This is a genomic window from Streptomyces sp. NPDC005492, from assembly GCF_040605995.1.
In the GTDB taxonomy this organism is placed as follows: Bacteria; Actinomycetota; Actinomycetes; order Streptomycetales; family Streptomycetaceae; genus Streptomyces.
This window is the reverse complement of record NZ_JBEXDX010000058.1, coordinates 12610-30938: the sequence shown is the minus strand read 5'-3', so window position 1 is coordinate 30938 and position 18329 is coordinate 12610. Positions and strand designations below refer to the sequence as shown.

Genomic DNA, 18329 nt, shown 5'->3' with positions numbered 1-18329 from the left:
TTGTGGCGGGCGGCTGATGGACACGTTGACCAAACTGAACATCTTCGGCCTCGCCCTGTCCGCCGTATTCCTGGCCATGGCTTGCGTGAAGGCGGACCGGGTACGCGCGTGGCGGGCCGACTTCAACCCATCGGCTCCGGACGTCCCGAACTCGGCCTTCACCCTGGCCCGCCTCCTCTTCGTCACGATCGCCGGCATCGGCATCTACACGAGCGTGCAGGGCTTTGGCGTCTCCGACGACATGTCGTGGAGCGACGACGAGTTGACGAGCGCGGTGCGAGGCGCTACGGACGACCTGGACGGTTACAGATACCAGGCCGACGAGTCGGGCGCCCCGCTCTACTTCGACGACTACGCGTCCCTGATCGAGCAGAAGGTGACGGAGAACGGCGGGGGCGATGCCCCGGAAACAGGCGTCGCCACCGAACCGTCGGACCCTGACACGGAGTCCGACACGCACATCACCGTCACGGCGAACGGCACGGACAAGGTGTTCTGCGTGCACGTGGTCCGGACTCGCTCGAAGGAGGACGATTACACGCCGCCGGGCATCGCGGGCAGGGAGGGCACGCTGACCTTTTCCGGGTACCGGCTGGCGGTGGCTATGCGGGAGGGGGCTTGCTGATCTCCGGGACGGTGTCGATTCACGAGTTCTTACTGCAGGGCTGCTGTTTCTCGAAAGCCGATGTGTAGCCCAGAATCAGATCCTTCATGGCTGATTCGTTCTGGTGTGCAGGCTTGACGGTCTTGACCGCGATGGTGATGTCCTCGTCGCCACTTTCTCCATCACGGCACTTGACCACCGATACCGCGACGCGGTCCGAATAGGCGGCACTGCGCTGCAACGCGGACTTCGGTTGCTTTACACCGAACCGGTCCCGCGCGATGTCGTAGGCCGACGCACCCGCATCCCGGTGTTCTTGCTCCACCGAGAGCACCTTGTCGCCGTCGACACTCGCCTCGCAGGTGGTGAGGGCATCAGGAACCGGAGTGGCCTCGTTCACCGTTAGGTGCTTGCCGGTCGGCATCAGATGGGAAAGTGCGGAGGTGGGAACGGGTACGCCGCACAGCGATGTCGGAAGTGCGTATTCCCGCTTCTTTTCTTCGGAACAGCCGACCGCTGCGACCACAACTACTGCGGCGCAGACGGGCAGTCCAGAAAACCTGAGTCTCAATTCCCGTCACTCTCCGAGTTCCACTGCGCGCCGTCCGAGTGGCTGACGCCTGCGGAGGCGTTAGTTTCGGCAGGCGTCCGTTTTCGCGATGGCCGTTGCGTAATCTTCGATGAACCGCCGCATCTCCGACGCGGCTGAGGCCTGGGTTGCCCGAGCCGTAACCCACAGCGAACTTCCTGAAGATGCCGAAACAGAGCACTCTACTTTACTTACGGCTCCGGTTTTCGAAAAAATCACCTGCCCGTTGCCAGTGCTCGCATCGTCCGGATCGACTCCCAGTGCGGACATGGCCACGTCCCTGGCGGAGACACCGGCTGCCCGTTTCTCTGTGCTGGCTGAGAACACTGTTTTCCCGTCGACCTGGAGCCGGCAGCGCTGAATCCCGACTGCGGACGTCGGCTGCGCGCTGATCTTCTTCCCCGGCGGGAGTACGGGTTCCAGTACGGCGCTTTTAATCTCGGTGCCGCACAAATCCTTCGGTGTGGCGTACTCGCGTGTGGGTGACGGCGAAGAGCAAGAGACCGAGACGGCAACGAGTAGCGCCGCTCCGAAGGCCATGACCGCGTGACGTCCTCTGCTGCCCGAAAGTCCCTGCATTGCGTTTTCCAATACCGTTGGCGATTCTTCCGATTGGGATGGGGGTCCTGGATCAATCAGGGATCTCGGTGTCCATATCCTTGGCCATCGCGTGGATGTCGGTGTTTGCGTCACTGAAGCCGGTTGCGGTGCCTTCGCTCACCCAGGTGTCGATCTGATCCGAGTAGTTGGCCCGGTGGGCCTTGGCTGCTTCGCTGGCTGCCGCGTAGTTGATGTTGGTCGTCGTGTCCTTGACCGTCTCCCATCGCGTTGCGATGTCGCTGCCGACCTCTGAACGATATTTTCCGGATTCGTCCTTGTAGAAGTCTTCCAGCACTACCGAAGTCACAGTTCCCGCAACTCCACCGACACCAGCGCCAACCACGGGACTCGCAATGAAACTTGTGCCGACTCCGACTCCTGTGCCAATAATTCCGGAGATCACGTTCTTTTTCTGATTCACGGCGTAATCGAAATCGCCGTCCTCTTCGGTAGCCGGGCCGAGAACGGCTTCCTGCCGACCTTGTGCGAGGAGTCCACTGAACTCTCCGGACTTGCGCGAGATGCTCGTAATCGTTTCCTGCGCATCGTGCGGGTAACGCGCGGAATCTGCAAGATCGGGGTTCAGGTGGTAGTCCATCAAACTGGCCGTGTAGGCCTTCTCGCCCACGCTGAGAGCGCTGTAGCCCTCAGGGTTCTGGCTGACAGTGGCAAGGAACCGAGTCACGGAACTGTGGTCCAGTTTTGCGTCTTCACCTGCGAGCGGAAACAGCAGGTTCCATCCAGACTTTCCGTCCCTGACTTCCGGGCCGTCAGCCATGGCTCGGTGAATGTCGGGCAGATACTCGGATCCGATCTGGCCGATGCTGTCCGACATGTAGGAGTGGTCCTTCAGTCGGCTGGGATCGTCGGAAATGGAGTTCACGATTTCCCTCATCAGCCCAGCCTGCGCCGCAGTATGAGCCGGTGTGTCCGCCGTCTGAATCTCACCGGCCGGATGCCCCGTAGTGGCCGCTTCCAGCGCCAGGGCGAGATTGTTCTGACCGGTGTGAAGGTCGTCCCCGTGAGAGCCCACCTCCTGAGGCCAGTCCCGCTCCTCGAACAGGTACTGGAAGTTGGACAGCGAGACTTTGCCCTTGTTTCCGTCGCCGTCCGTGTCCCGCTCGAACGGGTTGTCCGCATCGTCCTTCGAGACGTACTCCTGATTGAAGAACGAGGTAGCCGCGTCAGGACTGTTGGACAACCCCTTCAGGTAACCCGTGAGCGGATCGGACCCGCTGTCCTCCCCGATCCGGTTCAACCAGGGATCCCCGCCCATGCGTTGCCAGAATCCGTTGCGGTGCTCGCCGTTCCCGGTGAGCTTCCGTTCGGTGGCCATGAGCTCGGTGCCGTAGTCCTTCAGGAACTGGTCGTCGTAGTCGCCGACCCGCATGAGGTTGCTCATGACCTGGAAGCCCATCGGACCACCGTGGTTGCCGTACAGCGGCTTGTCGCCGATGTCGATCATCGTGCGCTTCCACTCGGTCATCGCAGCGGAGTCGCTCTGCGACGCGTGGGCCAGCGTCATACTCAAGTTGCGCTGCAGATCGTCGAACTGGTCGAGCCGTTCGTGGCCGAGTTCGTAGTTTCCCCTGTTGGCATCGGTGAGCCCGGTCCAGAATTCCAGGGTCTTCTGCGGCCCGAGATGCGTGGCGAAACGCTCCGCGAAGAGTGCGTCGGCACCGTACTTCTTCAGCCCGGCGTTGAGTCTGTCGAAGTCCGCGACCGTCAGGTCGTCGGGGTTCTTCTTCGCCAACTCGGCCAGTTCGTCGGCTTCCTTGACGGCCGCGGCGGCGGAGTCCCGGCCCTTGTAGTCGGCGTCGGTGAAGCCCAGTTTGCTCTGATCGCCGATGGCCTGGAGAACGGTCCTGGCCGAGTCGTCACTCTCGGTCGCCTTGTCCAGAATCCCCTGGATCTGATCCCGAAGAGCGGTGATGTCGGTCGCGTTGTCCTTGTCCCCCTGGGCGCGGCCTTCCGGAGGGACATTCGTGGTGACTGTGAAGCCGCCCTCATAGCCGATGACCGTGAGGTTTTTCTTCCGGCCACCCTCGATGGCGTCGACCAACTGCCGGTGACAGCTCTTCAGTTCGTCCCGGGTGTCGCTGAGGATGTTGTGAATCGTCCTGGCCTGGGTGTGGGCGTCGGTGAACTCGCCCGCGGTCTTGCCGATGAACTCCTTGGACACCTGGGCGTTCACGCCGGCCCAGTCCGCCTTGTTCGCGGCCTGGTGAAGGTCGTCCTCGGCATCCTTCCTCAGTTCCTCAAGGTGCCCGACGAGCGTCGACCAGTCGGTGACGGCGTCGTCGAGCAGCTTGAAATTGGCGTCGCGGAGAGCGTCGAGTCGCATTGGTATGTGTCCCTGGAGGTAGCGAGAGAAGAGAGAGTGCGATATTCGCGCCAACACCCTTACCGGGCAGCGCGGTTGAGCCGCTTTCTGCCCCGGCGGGTCACTACTTCTTCTCGCTCTTTTCTCCGTAGATAGGATTCTTGTCGCCCGGCTTGCCGACTCGTTCGTCGAATCCGGCGTCCAACACGTCGATGCTGCTCATCTGCCGCTGGACATAGTCCTCGTCGCCTGCGTGCAGCTTCGTGGTGGTGTGCATGTGGTTGGAGATCTGTGCGCATGCGTCCATCAAGGACTTCAGTTGCTCCTCCCACCGGTCCGAAACATGCTGAAGCCCGGCTCCGAGCGCGAATCCCTGCTCCGAGAGGTCGCCTGCCGCGGAGTCACTGCTGGGAACCGCTACGCGCGCCTTGTCCCAGAGCTGGTTGTAGAGGGAATGCGCGGCTTTGCCGATCTTGGCCAGGTCGTCGTGCCCGACCTTGAGATCGCCGTACGACTGCGGCAGCGCATAGGGTCCATACGTCCCGCCGCCACCGTCGACATGGTTCAACCGCATGTGGGTCGACTGCCGGTCGGCGGCCTGAGCCTTGAGCTGCTCCCACTCTTCCCACGCCATGGGTGAACCTTCCCCCGTGCTCGACACTCGATGTCGGGTCAAGCTAGCAACCCACCCCGAGTAAAGTCCTGGTCAGGTCCGCAATGTCTTGATTGTCGAGGAGTGAAGTTTCGGAGAAGGCGGCTCAGCCGGCCGTGACGGGACGCGCCTTCAGCGCACCCAGCGTCTTCGGCAGACCGCTCTCCTTGAAGCAGCCGATGGTGCTCGCGGCCTTGACCGCGGCCGAGTAGGCCATGCGGATGTTGGCCTCGCGGTACGCCGCGGACTTGGCGGAGTCGGTCGTGCCGGGCGGGTAGGTGTTGACCGTCGCGGTGAGGTAGCTGGGCTGAGGGAGGCCCTGATCGCCCTGGTCGCGGGCGCAAGGAAAGGAAACCCAGGCGTAGTTGTCGGTGGACTTCGTGGAACGCGCGAAGGTGTAGGCGGTGGCTGCCTCGGATGATTCGGTCGCCGCGCTCGAACCATCCCCCTTGGCGGCAACCCAACTGAAACCGACTTGGATGGGGGACCCTGTTTTCTTGCCCACGGCGGTGAACTGGCACAGGTACTCACCGAGGTCGGCGTCTGAGTCGTCCGCGATCGCGTTCAGGTCCTTGACCAGTTGAGTGAAGGTTCCGCTGATGGACTTCCGCTTGACCTCTTGGAACCTCGTCGCACCACTCAACGACCGGAGAGCTTGCGCGGCCTGTTCGTCGAACGCGCCGTCACACACCGAGGCCGCGGTGGCCCGTTTCTGCGGCTGATATCCGTTGTCCTTCGAGCAACCGACCAGTGCCGATGCGCACAGCACGCCGATCGCCACTGCCTGCGTACGGCGAGCGGTAAGCCTGTTGTTCACCATGCTGAGCCCATCGATCCGTTTCATCCTGTCACCGGGAGGTTCCCGGCTTCCTGCTGGGCGTTGCTGCCGGAGGTATAGCCGGTGGCCTGGGCGTTCTTGAGGTTCTCCCTGACCTGGAGGTAGGGGTCGTCCTGGTGTGCGTGCCACGCGCTGCCGTCCAGCCTCTCCAGCGCACGACGCCCCGGCTCCCAGGAGGAGGTGTAGCCGGCGTCGTAGATGGCCTTGCGGTCTCCTTGACGCACGTCGGCGAGCTGCCTGTGCTGGTTCTCGCCGTAGGTGTCGAGGTTGTCCTCGATATGGCTGGTCGTCTGGTCCTGGATGTTCTCGGTCGCGATCGGCACGATGGTCGACGCCAAACCGCTCTCCGGTTCCGGAATGAAGGAGAACGCGCCGCCGACGATGGCGCCGGCGAGTTCCTTCTGACGCGCGATGCGCTCGTCCACAGCCTTGTTGTATTCCGCCTCCGCGACCCCGTGTTCGGCCGTCGTCTGGTCGGCGCGCGACTGATCAATGATCCCCTGGACCTCGGCCCCCGTCCGCACGGCCGCCTCGGCCGCGGCAGAGTGCACCACCCCGTTCGCGTCCACGGTCGGCTGATGCGCGTCCAGTACGGAGGTCGTGTACACCTGCTGCGCGGTGCCGATCTGCGCGTACGCCTTCGGGTCCTGACCGAGCGTGCCCAGAAAACCTCGCGTGTCCGAGGCTTGGAGATGCGCACGCTCGCCCATCGAGCGCCCGGTGCCGTCCTGGGCGAAGACGGAATGCTTGTCGTCATCGTCCATGGACCAGTTGAGGTCGTCGATGTAGGCGGAGCCGATGCGGCTGAGGCTGTCCTGGATGCCGTCCTGCTTCTTCATCAACTCGGCCCCGCTGAGCTGCGTCCGCTCGGCGTCCGTCCCCTCGGCCGGACGCCCGTACAGATGCACCACCTTCTCCGCGACCTTGGCCGTGTCCAGATCCCGGTGCAACTGCGGCGGATGAGCGTCGTACGCCGCCCCCGTCGTCGCGGATTCCAATGCGTGGCCCAGCGAGTCGTAGCCCGCGATGGTCTTCGCGTGGTCACCGGCGTAGTCCTCCGGCCATTCACGCTTGTCGGCAAGGTAGTTGAAGTTGTCGCCCTCGTTGAAGAACTGGGTCGAGGCGTCGGAGTTGTGGCCCAGAGCCTCCATGAACCCGGTCATCGGGTCCCGCCCGGCGTCGTTGGCGTCGCCGTAGTGGAGTTGCTCCCACTGGCCCGAGTGATCCCAGGGGAGTACGTCCTTGCGGGTGACGCGGCGCTGGAGGCCGCCGTACTCGTCCGACGTGTGCGACTTCTCGTAGGCGATCAGGTGGTCGCCGTAGTCGTGGAGGAAGTCGGTCCGGTACTCCCCGTTGCGCATCAGGTTGCTCATCACCTGGAAGCCGTAGACGGGATTCTCGCCGTTGGGACGGACGTTCTGGCCGCCCAGGGAGATGGTGTCGGACTTCCACTTCTGCATGGCGTCGCTGTCGGAGTGGCTGGCAGTGGCCAGCGTCATTCCGAGTTGCTTCTCGAAGCCCTCGACCAGTTGCATCCGTTCCTTCTGCGCGGTCGAAAGGCCTTCGCGGGAACGGGGGTTCTCGGCGAACTGGGAGTCGTCGACCAGGCTCGCGTAGAACTCCATGGTCTTCTTGGGGCCCACGTCGGTCGCGAACTTCTCGGCGAAGAGCGGGTCGTTCTTGTACTGGGCGAGCGTGGTGTTCAGCTCGTTGAGTTCGGTGTTGGTGACGTCACTCGGATCCTTGTCGAGGATCTTGGCCAGCCTGTCGGCGGCTTCTACGGCCTTGGCGGCGGAGTCGCGGTCTTTGTACGACGCGTCGGAGAAGCCGTACTCGGCCTGGTCGACGAGGAGTTTGAGGACCTTGGCGGCGCTGTTGTCGCTCTCGGTGGCCTTGCTGAGGATGCCCTGGATCTCGTCGCGGAAGGCGTTGATCTCCTGCTGGCTGGTGGTGTCGGTCCCGCCGCCGGGGTCGGACGCCCAGTCGGGGCGGGTGTTCTGCGTGACGGCGAAGGTGCCGTCGCCGGTGTCGATCACGGTCAGGTGCTTCTTGGCGCAGCGGTCGATGGCCGCGTTCAACTGGGTGCGATAGCCGATGAGTTCGCCACGGGTGTCGCTGAGGATCTTGGTGATCGAGTCGGCCTGGGTGTGTGCGTCGGTGAACTCGGTCGCCGTCCTGTCCACGAACGCCCGTGTGACGGTGGCGTTGAGACCTGCCCAATCGGCCTTGTCCGCCTTGGCTTTGAGGTTGTCCTCGGCGTCCTTCTTGAGACCGGCGAGTTTCGTCGTCATCTGCTGCCAGTCGGTGATCGCCTCGCCGAGCGGGGCGAAGTTGCCGTAGCGGAGGGCGTCGAGGTCCATCATTTCTGCCCGCCCTGTCCGTTCCGGTGGTCGAATCCCTCGTCCAGGGTGGAGATGCTGCTGATGGAATCGGCGATGTAGACCTCGTCGCCGGCGTGCGCACCCTTGGTGTAGTCGAGGTGGTTCGAGATGTGGGCGGTGGCGTCGAGCAGCGACCGGGTCTGGTCGGCCCAGCGTTCGGCTACGTGGTCGAGTGCGGCGCCGAGAGCGAAGCCCTGCTTCTTGAGGCCGTCGGCCGCGGTGAGGGAGGCGGTGCGGGCGTAGGCGCTGTAGTGGGTGAAGTCCTGGTGGAGTTGGTAGGCGGCATCGCCGACCGCGGCCAAGTCCCTTTGGCTGACGCGCAGATCACCTTGGGGGCTGTCCCCACCGCCGCTGCCACCCGGGTCTGCCGGGAGCTGGTTCAGCTCCATCTTCGTCGAGTGCCGCTCCGCGGCCTGGGCCTTGAGTTGCTCCCACTCGTCCCACGCCATGCGTGGATACCTCCCCGTCACCGCTGTATTCCGTTATGCCCCGTAGTTTGCGCTTTGCCGGATGACTGCGTCCGCGTCATGGCAAAGGTGGCGTCAACCTAGCAACCGGTTTGTCAGGCTCAGGTTTTGTAGTCGCAAAGATCTCCTGATGTCGATCGCGGAAGGGTCGGGCGGCGGGGTGAGACCTCCGCTGCGCTGCCGCACGTCGAACGGTGCGGTGTCGGGCGGCGGCTGGCTGTGGGGCTGGTGCGCTCATTGAACGGGGGGCTGCGGAATGTGCATGTGCTTGCCGTCCGTCGCGTGTGGAAATGTGATGAAGATCGTCAAGGGTGGAGCGTTCGAAGAGGTTTGCCATGCTCACGATTGGGTGATCGGAGGCTGGGTATCGCGACCAAGAGCCGTGTGGCCGACGGGAGCCGAACCGGCGAATCGGGCAAACTGTGGCGTCTGGGCCGGTCTCGTAACTGAGTTAACACACAGGCAGGTTGGCCCCGATGTACAGGTTGACTACAGTGGTAAACGCGTTGTCAGGTGCGACTCGGTTTGCGATCGTACGGTGAGCGGATGGATCGGCGTGGCCTGGCCGCGACCGGTGGATGTACGGGGAAACGGGGAGGAGCGTCGTGCTTCCGGCAGACATGGTGGGGGGCGTGTCGGCTACCAGGGCCGCGAATCTGGAGGCCAGTGGTGAGGCGCTGGGCCTGTTCGTGAAGCGGGTTGACACGGTTCTGCGTGACCTGGAGGGGTCAGCGGGCAACCCGAAGCGCGTGGGTGCCCAGACGATCAGCCGCGCGTCGATCCACTGCGGAGGGCACGGTGCCTTCGGTGAGGCAGACGACCTGTATCAGCAGTACAACGCCGTGCACGAGAAGCTGACATCTCTCTCCAGGACCTTGCACCTGCAGATCGAGGCGATCGGTATTGCGGTGCAGGGCGCGGCTCACGGCTTCGACAACCTCGAAGAGGAACAGCGCCAGCGCTTCTGGCAGATCCAGTCGGAGATCCAGAAAACGCAGAGTTCTGAAGGTGTCAAGCGCACTGGTGACGCCAAGTCCGGCATGAGCGGGTGACGATGACTGACAAGCAGCACAAGTCGGACCTGGACAGGGTCTCCAACCAGAACAACTTCACGGACTTCGCCCGGGGTGTGGAGGAGAGGCCACGAGGGGGCGGCCTCCTGGACAACCTTTTGTTCGAACCTCTGCGGTCGGTGGTCGACCAGACCTCGTACGGCCATGCCATGCACGGCCGTACGAGCTTTGAGCACTATGACCTCAACCGGATGGTTGACCTCGTAGAGCAGACCAACCCGGAGGATCTGGAATCATCCGGCAAGGCCCTTTGGGACGCACGGGACGCCATCAAGTCGGCAGCCGACGAACTCGGCGGTCACATCGACACCGTGCATTGGGTCGGGGAATCGGGCGAGGCATTCCGTAAGTGGGGCGCTGATCTCGTCACCAATACCCACCTGCTGAGTAGCTTCGCTGGAGGAGCGGGCGACCAGATCACAGCCGCAGCCGTCGGCCTGGCGTCCGTACGGAGCGCCATGCCGGCTCGTGATACGCAAGCGACGCGGAAGCGGCCCGAGCACTTCACGCCTGCTGAGAAGGTCGCGGACAAGAGCGCGTACACGGCTGCCGTGCGTGTGGAGAAGGATCGCCAAGAGGCGATCAACCAGATGAATCGGCTGTCGTCGTACTACGCGGTGTCCAGGGACGAATTGGCGGCCTTGAACAAAGACGCCCCTGAGTTCAAGAGCATGCCCAATGTGGGGGTGCCTCAGCCCGACCGGTCAGTGGTTTCCCGCCCTGGAGTTTCCACTGCAGTCAGCACTGGATCGAAAGCGGTCGCGGATCACCACAGTGCGGTCAAGTCAGTGGACAGGGTCGAAGCGCACGACACGAGCGACACACCCGTGACTTCGAAGCATGTCGTCGGACACGTCACGCATCCCACAGATCCTGTCGGTACGAACATCGACAGCGTCGGCACGCTACCGCCGTCCGTGGCTGTGCCCACGAGCCACAACCAGCCGGTCACGGGTACCCCTGGCATCGGCGGGAGTCAGACCGGCACGTTCGAGAGTACGTACGGGACCGCGATGCCCAGCAGCTTCACGGGTAAAGGCGCAGGCGCTTCAGGCGGCTACCGAACCCCTGCATCCGCTCAGGGGAGAGCTGGATCATCTGGTCTGAGCAACTCGGGGCGGTCCGCGGGGCGCGGGCCCATGAGCCAGATGGGCCGCGCCACAGAGACCGGCCGGTCTGCCACCAAGGGTCCGGCTTCCGCCGCGAAGTCGTCCCCGATGGGCCGCGGTGTCACCGGTGGTACCCCACGGACAGGTGGCGCTTCAACACCGCGAGCCAGCGGTGGTCCGAGTACAGGCGCTGGCCGTGCGAATGGTGTGGTGGGCGGACGGCCCACCAACGGCACCGGCAATTCGGCGAAGGGCGGGTCGAGGATTCCTCGTGGCAATGTCATCGGGGCCGAGGAAACGGCCAACTCCCGGCCCGTGACTGGCAAGCCTGGACAGCGCGGCGTCTTCGGACCGTCTGGCGCCGAGGCGAAGCCCGATGCAAACGCGGCCGCCGCCTCGCGCGGCGGCACGGGAACGCGAGGGGCTGTCACAGGCAAGCCGACCGAACGCAACTCCGTCACTCGCGCCGAGCGCAACGGCATGACGCGGGGAGGCGCAGGCCTGGTACGCGGGCCCGGGAACCAAGGCAAGCCCGGTGACGAGCGGAATCCGAGGGGAAGGTCAGGCCCCGACTGCCCGGCGGAAGACGAAGAGACGCACTTGCCCACCAAGCCGGGGCGCGACACGCCGTCGGCCACCAACTGAGCGCGAGCGAGGACGAACAACGCCATGAAGTCAGGGACCAGCCGACGGGGCGAGCGGGCTGCGCTCCTCGGGACACGCTGCGGAATTCGATTGCGTGCTGTGGGTGCGGTCGTCGGCGCCCTGGCCGCTGTGAGTGTCGGGTTCGCCCCGAACGCCGCAGCGTACGACGCTCAGTCGAAGCAGTGGTATTTGGGGCCGATGCACGCCGAGCAGATGTGGAAGGTCAGTACGGGTAAAGGCGTGAAAGTCGCTGTCATCGACACCGGCGTGAACGCGAACACACCCTCGCTGAAAGGGCAAGTCCTGGCCGACGAAGTTCCCAAATCGGTCGCCTATCACGCCACCGATGACTATAGCGGCCATGGAACGTCAATGGCCGAGTTGATCGCGGGTACAGGGGCGGATGGTGGTCTGAAGGGGCTGGCGCCGGGGGCCAAGATCGTCCCATATCGCGTACAGTTGGAGGGCCTTAAGAGCGGGGCCGAAAAGGACAAGACGCCAAGTTCGACGGAAGCGCTCAGGGCAGCCGCAGACACCGACGCAAAGATCATCAGTATGTCGATCGGTGGAATGACTACTGCGGAGGACAAGGCGGCAGTCAATTATGCCGCTTCCAAAGGAAAGCTGTTGATTGCCGCTGTTGGCAACAACGCGGGTGCCGGGAAGAGTGGGTTCATCGATTACCCGGCTGGCTATCCCTACGTGCTCGGCATCGCGGCGGTTGATTCGTCTTTTACGGTGTCGAAGATCTCTTCGTACGGAAATTATGTTGACCTTGCAGCGCCCGGTGAGGCCATCCCGGGGTGGTGTGACGCGACATTTCGTTCGTACTGTGACTCCAAGGGCACGAGTGATGCAACCGCAATTGCGTCAGCCTCCGCTGCCCTGATCTGGTCCGCGCACCCGGACTGGACGGTGAACCAGGTGACCCGCTCCTTGATCGACACCGCCAGCCGATCATGGGCGAAGGACAAGCCCAGTAAGTACGCCGGCTACGGGTTCGTGCGTCCCCGTGAGGTTCTCGACAACCCCAACTACAACGCCGGCCCGGCAAACGTCGACCCGCTCGCCAAGGACAACGGCGGGGATCTGCTGGCGAAGTCATCGGTTAAGGCCACGTCAACCCCGTCCGCATCGCCCACGTCCAAAGCCCAGCAGAAGACGTCGACCGGCGGCACCTCCGCAGCCGGATCAACCGCCGAGTCGTCCAGCGACAACAACACACTCTGGGTCGCACTCGGCGGCGCCGCCGCAGTCGTCGTCCTCGGCGGTGCGGGCGTGGCCGTAATGCGCGCACGGCGGGCCAGGTGACCGGGATTTCCGGCCGGACCGCGGAACAGTCAACACGAGAGTCAACACAAGAAGGGTGAGCTGACCATGTCCAACAAGCAGAAGCTCGAAGATGCCGCAGTAGTCGATATTCAGAAGCAGATGCTCGACAAGTACGACGGCATCGCCAAGCGCGTGCACGGGCTTCAGGGTGTCATCGACGGACTTGAGGGCCAGTGGCATGGAATCGGTCGTGCCGCTTTCGACAAGAAGCAGTACGAGATCAACGAGTCGCTGCAGAAGATCGGCACCATTCTCGGTGACGTCATCGAGGCGATGACCGCGACGCGCAACATCAAGGACAGCAAGGAAGACGAGGTCCGCGCGGCGGTCAACAAGATCGACGTGCAGGACGGCGCGCCGACCGTGTCCTCGTTGAGCTCCTACTGATACACGCCATCGGCGTCACTGGACCCACCGGCCCAGCCCATACGAACGAGACGAGGTAGACACGCATGAGCCGTAACTCCGACGGCCTTTCCGTCACTTATGACGGGCTGGACTTCGCCGCCACCAAGATCGGTAACGAGGCGAAGCAACTGGAGCAGGACCTCCAGGAGCTCCGCGCGCTGGTCGTGAAGAGCCTGCAGTACTGGGAGGGTGACGCGCAGAACACCTTCAACGAGAAGCTTCACAAGTGGGACAAGGAAGCCAACGACATCCACACCGCGCTGACCGGCATCGGCCACGTCGTGCACACGTCGGGTGGTACCTACATGGAGGGCGACAAGAAGGCCGCCAGCTACTTCCAGTAGGACGCAGCCGGACGAGGCTCGTCGGGCTGGTTAGAAGCAACGCCAGGGTGGGCGCGCGCGGGAGGCGCCCACCCTGTTGCTGTGCCGCGCCGTACACGTGGAAGTGGAAGATGGGCGTGCGCGTGCCTGACGCCAGCAGACGGGCAGCGCGGCTGATCGGCCCGCGTACGGGCGTCACCCGGCTCGGCACCCATTGCGGTGTTGACGCCGGCCCGGGGCGCCGACAGTGACCCGGCCGTGTTGCTGAGCAGGCCGCAGCCGGGCACCGACCCGCAGCGCTTTATGACCGAAGCCGACGTCTCCCGTCGTCGCGTGGGTGCCTTGGATCCTCCAGGCCGCCGAACTTGCCGCTCCCGGCGAGAACTTGCCGCCTCCCGACGACGAAGCCCGGCACGCGCGGCCCTTACGCGGCCCCGCCGCTGCTCGTTCCCCGTCGCCCCTGCCGTGAAGCGGCCGCCCACCGCCCCAACGGCCGACTGCGCGGGCCGCTCGCCGTAGCCCCGCCCAAGACGCTCGCCGTGATCCACGGGCAGAAGCTGCCCCACGTCGGACCGTGTCCGTCCGCCGTGCCGCTCGCCGCAGACGCCTCGTCGACGTTCCGACGTCAGCGCATGGGCTCGCGCACGGGCACCTTCCCAACGCCGAGGGCTGTGATCGCCGAGCGACCACAGCCCCAACACCAGCCTGAGATCAGCGAGTTCTCACACGTCCCCCTCCACCACTCGCCCCACCTGAATCAGTGGCTTCCCTCGCTTCCGGGACACGAACACCCCCCGCCCCGCAGGCATCGGCCGTGGCCGGACCCCGCCGAGCAGGTCGCCCTCGGCCGGGTCGCCGGCCAACACCACGCCCTGCGCCCCGAGTTCCTTCATCCGCTGCATGAATGACTCGTACCCGGCGCGCCCCGCACCCGCCGTCGACCGGGCGATGATGAAGCGGACGCCGACGTCCCGGGCGAAGGGCAGCAGTTCCGTCAGGCCCGACAGGGGGTTGCCGCTCGACGTGGAGACCAGGTCGTAGTCGTCGATGATCACGAAGACCTGCGGGCCGCGCCACCAACTGCGGTCGCGGAGCTGCTGCGGGGTCACGTCCGAGGTCGGTGTCCGGCGCTGCATCAGGTCGACGAGGGCGTCCATGTGGTGCTGCATCTGGTTCGACATGGGGATGTACTCGGCCAGGTGCGAGGACGGGGTGACGCCCAGCAGGGAGCGGCGGTTGTCGACCACGAAGAGCTTGCAGGCGTCGCCGTCGTAGCGCTCACTGAGTCGTTTGATGAGGAGTTTGAGCAGGTTGGACTTGCCGGACTCGCTCTCGCCGAAGACGAGGAAGAACGGGTCCTGGTCGAAGTCGACGAACACCGGCTCCAGGTTGTCCTCGTCGAGGGCGAAGGAGATGCCCCGGTTGGGGAAGCGGTCGCCCGGCGGGAGCTGGGCCGCGGCGAACTCGCGGGGCAGCAGGCGGACTTCGGGGGCACCGGGCTCCTGCCAGTGCCGGGCGACCTCCGCCGTGAGGGCCGTCGTCGCCTCCGCGAGGTCCGTGTCGGAGGACAGGCCGTCGATGCGCGGGACCGCCGCCATGAAGTGCTGCTTCTGCGGCGTCTGACCCCGACCCGGCACACCCGTCGGCACGTTGGCCGCGACCTTGCGGTCGAACTCGGAGTCCATCGGGTCGCCGAGCCGCAGCTCCAGACGGTTCATCAGGTGGTCCTTCATGTTCGCGCGGACCTCCATGGAGCGCGAAGCGGTGAGGATCACATGGATGCCGTAACCGAGGCCGCGTGCCGCGATGTCCAGCACGATCGGTTCCAACGCCTCATAGTCCGTACGGAAGTTGCCCCAGCCGTCGATGACGAGGAAGACGTCGCCCCAAGGCTGGTCGGTCAGCGAGATGTCGCCTCGCGCGCGGCGCGTGCGGAACTCGGCGATCGAGGAGATGCCCGCCGTGCGGAAGTACTCCTCGCGGCGCGTCATCACGCCGTAGACCTCGGCCGCCGTACGCCGGACCTTCTCGGGGTCGAGGCGGGAGGCGACGCCGCCGACGTGCGGCAGTCCGGCCACCGCCGAGAGACCGCCGCCGCCGAAGTCCAGTGCGTAGAACTGCACTTCGTGTGGAGTGTGGGTCAGCGCGAAGGAGGCGATGAGTGAGCGCACGAGGGTGGACTTGCCGGACTGGGGGCCGCCGAGGATCTGCATGTGGCCGGCCGCGCCGCCGAAGTCGGTCCACAGTGGGTCGCGTCGCTGCTCGTACGGCTTGTCGACGAGGCCGACCGGGACGATGAGGCGGCCCGCGCCCTCGTAGCCGGGCTGGGTCATGCCCCGGCCGGGGACGGCCGCCAGGCCGGGCAGCAGGGAGTCGAGCGACGGCGGGCTGTCGAGCGGGGGCAGCCACACCTGGTGGGCGGCCGGACCTTGCGCCTCCAGGCGCCGCACGATCACGTCGAGCACGGTGTCGGCGAGCGCGTCGTCCTTCTCCTGCACCGTCTCCGCCTGGCGCTGGCGCGGCACGGGCGCGTACTGCACCGGCACCTGCGCCGCCGTGAAGAGGACCGGCCTGCGGTCGACCGGGAGCGGGCCGCCGAGCGCGGCGGACTGCTGCGAACTGGTCCGGTACACCCCGGAGACGTACGCCGCCTTGAAGCGGACCATTTCGTCGGTGCCGTACTTCAGGAAGCCGGAACCCGGCACGTTCGGCAGTTCGTACGCGTCCGGCACACCGAGTGCGGCCCGCGACTCGGCCGCCGAGAACGTGCGCAGGCCGATCCGGTAGGAAAGGTAGGTCTCCAGGCCGCGCAGGCGGCCCTCCTCCAGGCGCTGCGAGGCGAGCAGCAGATGCACGCCCAGCGAACGGCCGATGCGGCCGATCTGCACGAACATCTCGATGAAGTCCGGCTTGGCGGTGAGGAGTTCACTGAACTCGTCGATCACCAGGACGAGGGAGGGCACCGGTTGGAGGGGGGCGCCCGCCGCGCGTGCCTTCTCGTAGTCGTGGATGTTCGCGTAGTTGCCCGCGTCGCGGAGCATCTCCTGGCGGCGGTTCAACTCGCCGCGGATCGAGTCACCCATACGGTCGACGAGGGTCAGGTCGTCCGCCAGGTTGGTGATCACGGCCGCCACATGGGGCATCTGCGCCATACCGGCGAAGGTCGCACCGCCCTTGAAGTCCGCGAGGACGAAGTTCAGCGTCTCGGAGGAGTGCGTCACCGCGAGGCCGAGGACCAGTGTGCGCAGCAGCTCCGACTTGCCGGAACCGGTGGCGCCGACACACAGGCCGTGCGGGCCCATGCCCTCCTGCGCCGCCTCCTTGAGGTCGAGCATCACGGGCCGGCCGTCCTCGCCGAGCCCGATCGGCACCCTCAGCCGCTCCGCCGTCGAGCGCGGGCGCCAGGTCCGCTTCGGGTCGACGGAGGCCGCGTCGCCCAGGTTCAGCAGATCCGTGAACTCCAGGTTGGCGAGCAGCGGTTCGTCGTCGTCACCGCCCGACACCATGCGCAGCGGCGCCAGTTGACGGGCCAGCGCCTCGGCGGCCTCGTACGACAGCACGTCCGGCGTGCCCTCGTAGACCATGCCGTGGCCCGACTCCAGGCGGAGTTCCTTCGGGTGTACGACGACGGAGAGGTCACCGCGGCCGCTGCTGAGGTCGCCGGGGACGACCTCGACGATCGTCACACCCTGGAGGCCCTCGGGGCTCGCCAGGAACGAGGTCGGCGGCAGGGAGACGCCGTCCAACACGACCACCAGGTGCGGCTGTTCGGGCACCGGCGCTCCGGAGGGGTGGAAGCGCGGCCGGCCCTGGAGCCGGTCGGCCAGCATCTCCTCCAGCTCCATCGGGTCGGTCGTGATCAGGCGCACGCTGCCCGCGCCGTCCGCGAGACCGGGGGACTGCGCGTGCGGCAGCCACTTGGCCCACTCCCACTCGGGCACCGACTCGCGCCCGGTGGCGACGGCGATGACGAGGTCCTCGGGGGAGTGCAGCGAGGCGAGGGAGGCGGTGACGGCGCGCGCCGCGCCGCGCACGGTGGCCGGTTCGCCGCTGATCGTCACGTGGTAGAAGGCGCGCAGCGAGACCGCCATCGGCAGGTCCTCAAGGGTGCCGTGCGTGGCCAGGAAACGCTGCATGGCGCCCGCGGTCAGCGGTTCCAACTCGTCGACCGGGGCGGTCTGCGGCGGGATCAGGGGAGTGGCGAGACCCTGGGGGCCGAGACCCACCCGGACCTGTCCGAAGTCCTCGTCGTTCGTACGGCGTTCCCATACGCGGCTGCCCTCGGCGACCAGCGCCCACAGTTGCTCCGGCGAAGGGTGCAGGTAGTACTGGGCGTCGCGCTGGGAGCGCGCGGTCTCCAGGGCCGTACGCCGGGTCTGCGACAGATAGCGGAGATAGTCGCGGCGCATGTCGGCCATCTGCCCCTGGTTGCCCCGGCGGTAGCGGACCAGCATCGAGACACCCATGGCGAGCGTCGACGCGATCATCACCATGCCCATGATCTTCATGAAGGGCTGGGCGCTGGGGTTGAAGAAGAACACCACCGACCCGCCCATGCCGAGCATGGGCAGGAGCTGCATCAGGGCGCCCTCCTGCTGGCCGCGCGGAAGCTCCGGCGGGGCCTGCAACAGGACCTCGTCGGTGGGCACTTCCTTCGGCAGCGACCTCGGCGGGCGCTTGACGACGATCTGGCTCACTACGCACCAATTCCCTTGCCGGACCGAGCTGTTTCGTCCGCCGCCCCGTCTCGGGCGGACGTCGATCCGCACTGCGCGATCCTACTGACAACCACTGACAACGGCGGGCGGTAGGGTGCCCGTGAGACGTGTGAGCAGTTGCGAATCGTTCCGGGAAAACCGGGCAAAACCACAGCGTTCGAAGCATGCGAAACCCGTTGGGAGCCGGGCACGACGGCGCGGTTGACCGGCGAGACGGGTGACGCGGCACGACCTACACAGGATCTTTACGGCGGATGCGCGCGCAGC

Annotated in this window: 13 protein-coding genes; 6 read left to right on the top strand and 7 right to left on the bottom strand. The window is 65.5% G+C overall.

Annotated elements, in window-relative coordinates; translation table 11 throughout:
* The first annotated feature begins 16 nt into the window (after window positions 1–16).
* Entirely contained in the window at window positions 17–625 is a 609-nt protein-coding gene (locus ABZT04_RS41145; RefSeq protein WP_356064481.1) for a hypothetical protein, read from the top strand.
* 19 nt (window positions 626–644) lie between these two features.
* On the opposite strand, the gene ABZT04_RS41140 is transcribed toward ABZT04_RS41145, so the two are convergent.
* The 6 genes from ABZT04_RS41140 to ABZT04_RS41115 form a co-directional block, all read right to left on the bottom strand.
* Window positions 645–1028: a hypothetical protein gene (locus ABZT04_RS41140; RefSeq protein ID WP_356064478.1), complete on the bottom strand. Its 384-nt coding sequence runs from the start codon at window positions 1026–1028 to the stop codon at window positions 645–647.
* Window positions 1029–1824: 796 nt separating this feature from the next.
* Entirely contained in the window at window positions 1825–4137 is a 2313-nt protein-coding gene (locus tag ABZT04_RS41135; protein WP_356064475.1) for a hypothetical protein, read from the bottom strand.
* 103 nt (window positions 4138–4240) lie between these two features.
* Window positions 4241–4750, bottom strand: coding sequence for a hypothetical protein (locus tag ABZT04_RS41130; RefSeq protein ID WP_356064472.1), 510 nt, complete (start codon window positions 4748–4750; stop codon window positions 4241–4243).
* A 124-nt stretch (window positions 4751–4874) separates the two neighbouring features.
* The gene (locus ABZT04_RS41125) at window positions 4875–5612 is read right to left on the bottom strand and encodes a hypothetical protein (RefSeq protein ID WP_356064469.1); all 738 of its coding nucleotides are present in this window, start codon (window positions 5610–5612) and stop codon (window positions 4875–4877) included.
* A complete protein-coding gene (locus ABZT04_RS41120) occupies window positions 5609–7969 on the bottom strand; it encodes a hypothetical protein (RefSeq protein WP_356064467.1) in 2361 nt (786 codons plus the stop codon). The genes ABZT04_RS41125 and ABZT04_RS41120 overlap by 4 nt, the downstream gene beginning before the upstream one ends.
* Window positions 7966–8436, bottom strand: a complete 471-nt coding sequence (locus tag ABZT04_RS41115; protein ID WP_356064465.1) for a hypothetical protein — start codon at window positions 8434–8436, stop codon at window positions 7966–7968. Before ABZT04_RS41115 ends, ABZT04_RS41120 begins: the two co-directional genes overlap by 4 nt.
* 623 nt (window positions 8437–9059) lie before the next feature.
* On the opposite strand from ABZT04_RS41115, the gene ABZT04_RS41110 reads away from it, so the two are divergent.
* From ABZT04_RS41110 to ABZT04_RS41090, 5 genes are all read left to right on the top strand, one after another.
* Window positions 9060–9506 (top strand): DUF2563 family protein, encoded by a 447-nt coding sequence (locus ABZT04_RS41110; RefSeq protein WP_356064462.1) that lies wholly within the window; start codon window positions 9060–9062, stop codon window positions 9504–9506.
* A 2-nt stretch (window positions 9507–9508) separates the two neighbouring features.
* Entirely contained in the window at window positions 9509–11281 is a 1773-nt protein-coding gene (locus ABZT04_RS41105; protein ID WP_356064459.1) for a hypothetical protein, read from the top strand.
* A 90-nt stretch (window positions 11282–11371) separates the two neighbouring features.
* Entirely contained in the window at window positions 11372–12592 is a 1221-nt protein-coding gene (locus ABZT04_RS41100) for a S8 family serine peptidase (RefSeq protein ID WP_356064510.1), read from the top strand.
* A gap of 66 nt (window positions 12593–12658) precedes the next feature.
* Window positions 12659–13000 (top strand): WXG100 family type VII secretion target, encoded by a 342-nt coding sequence (locus ABZT04_RS41095; protein ID WP_355924192.1) that lies wholly within the window; start codon window positions 12659–12661, stop codon window positions 12998–13000.
* A gap of 65 nt (window positions 13001–13065) precedes the next feature.
* Entirely contained in the window at window positions 13066–13365 is a 300-nt protein-coding gene (locus tag ABZT04_RS41090; RefSeq protein WP_356064457.1) for a WXG100 family type VII secretion target, read from the top strand.
* 701 nt (window positions 13366–14066) lie between these two features.
* On the opposite strand, the gene eccCa is transcribed toward ABZT04_RS41090, so the two are convergent.
* Entirely contained in the window at window positions 14067–18041 is a 3975-nt protein-coding gene (gene eccCa / locus ABZT04_RS41085) for a type VII secretion protein EccCa (protein ID WP_356064454.1), read from the bottom strand.
* Window positions 18042–18329: the final 288 nt, after the last annotated feature.

Bases quoted from the DNA above. Each gene is read 5' to 3' on its own strand.
- ABZT04_RS41145 (WP_356064481.1), top strand. From the start codon at position 17: ATGGACACGTTGACCAAACTGAACATCTTCGGCCTCGCCCTGTCCGCC.
- ABZT04_RS41140 (WP_356064478.1), bottom strand. From the start codon at position 1,028: ATGCCGACCGGCAAGCACCTAACGGTGAACGAGGCCACTCCGGTTCCT.
- ABZT04_RS41135 (WP_356064475.1), bottom strand. From the start codon at position 4,137: ATGCGACTCGACGCTCTCCGCGACGCCAATTTCAAGCTGCTCGACGAC.
- ABZT04_RS41130 (WP_356064472.1), bottom strand. From the start codon at position 4,750: ATGGCGTGGGAAGAGTGGGAGCAGCTCAAGGCTCAGGCCGCCGACCGG.
- ABZT04_RS41125 (WP_356064469.1), bottom strand. From the start codon at position 5,612: ATGAAACGGATCGATGGGCTCAGCATGGTGAACAACAGGCTTACCGCT.
- ABZT04_RS41120 (WP_356064467.1), bottom strand. From the start codon at position 7,969: ATGATGGACCTCGACGCCCTCCGCTACGGCAACTTCGCCCCGCTCGGC.
- ABZT04_RS41115 (WP_356064465.1), bottom strand. From the start codon at position 8,436: ATGGCGTGGGACGAGTGGGAGCAACTCAAGGCCCAGGCCGCGGAGCGG.
- ABZT04_RS41105 (WP_356064459.1), top strand. From the start codon at position 9,509: ATGACTGACAAGCAGCACAAGTCGGACCTGGACAGGGTCTCCAACCAG.
- ABZT04_RS41095 (WP_355924192.1), top strand. From the start codon at position 12,659: ATGTCCAACAAGCAGAAGCTCGAAGATGCCGCAGTAGTCGATATTCAG.
- ABZT04_RS41090 (WP_356064457.1), top strand. From the start codon at position 13,066: ATGAGCCGTAACTCCGACGGCCTTTCCGTCACTTATGACGGGCTGGAC.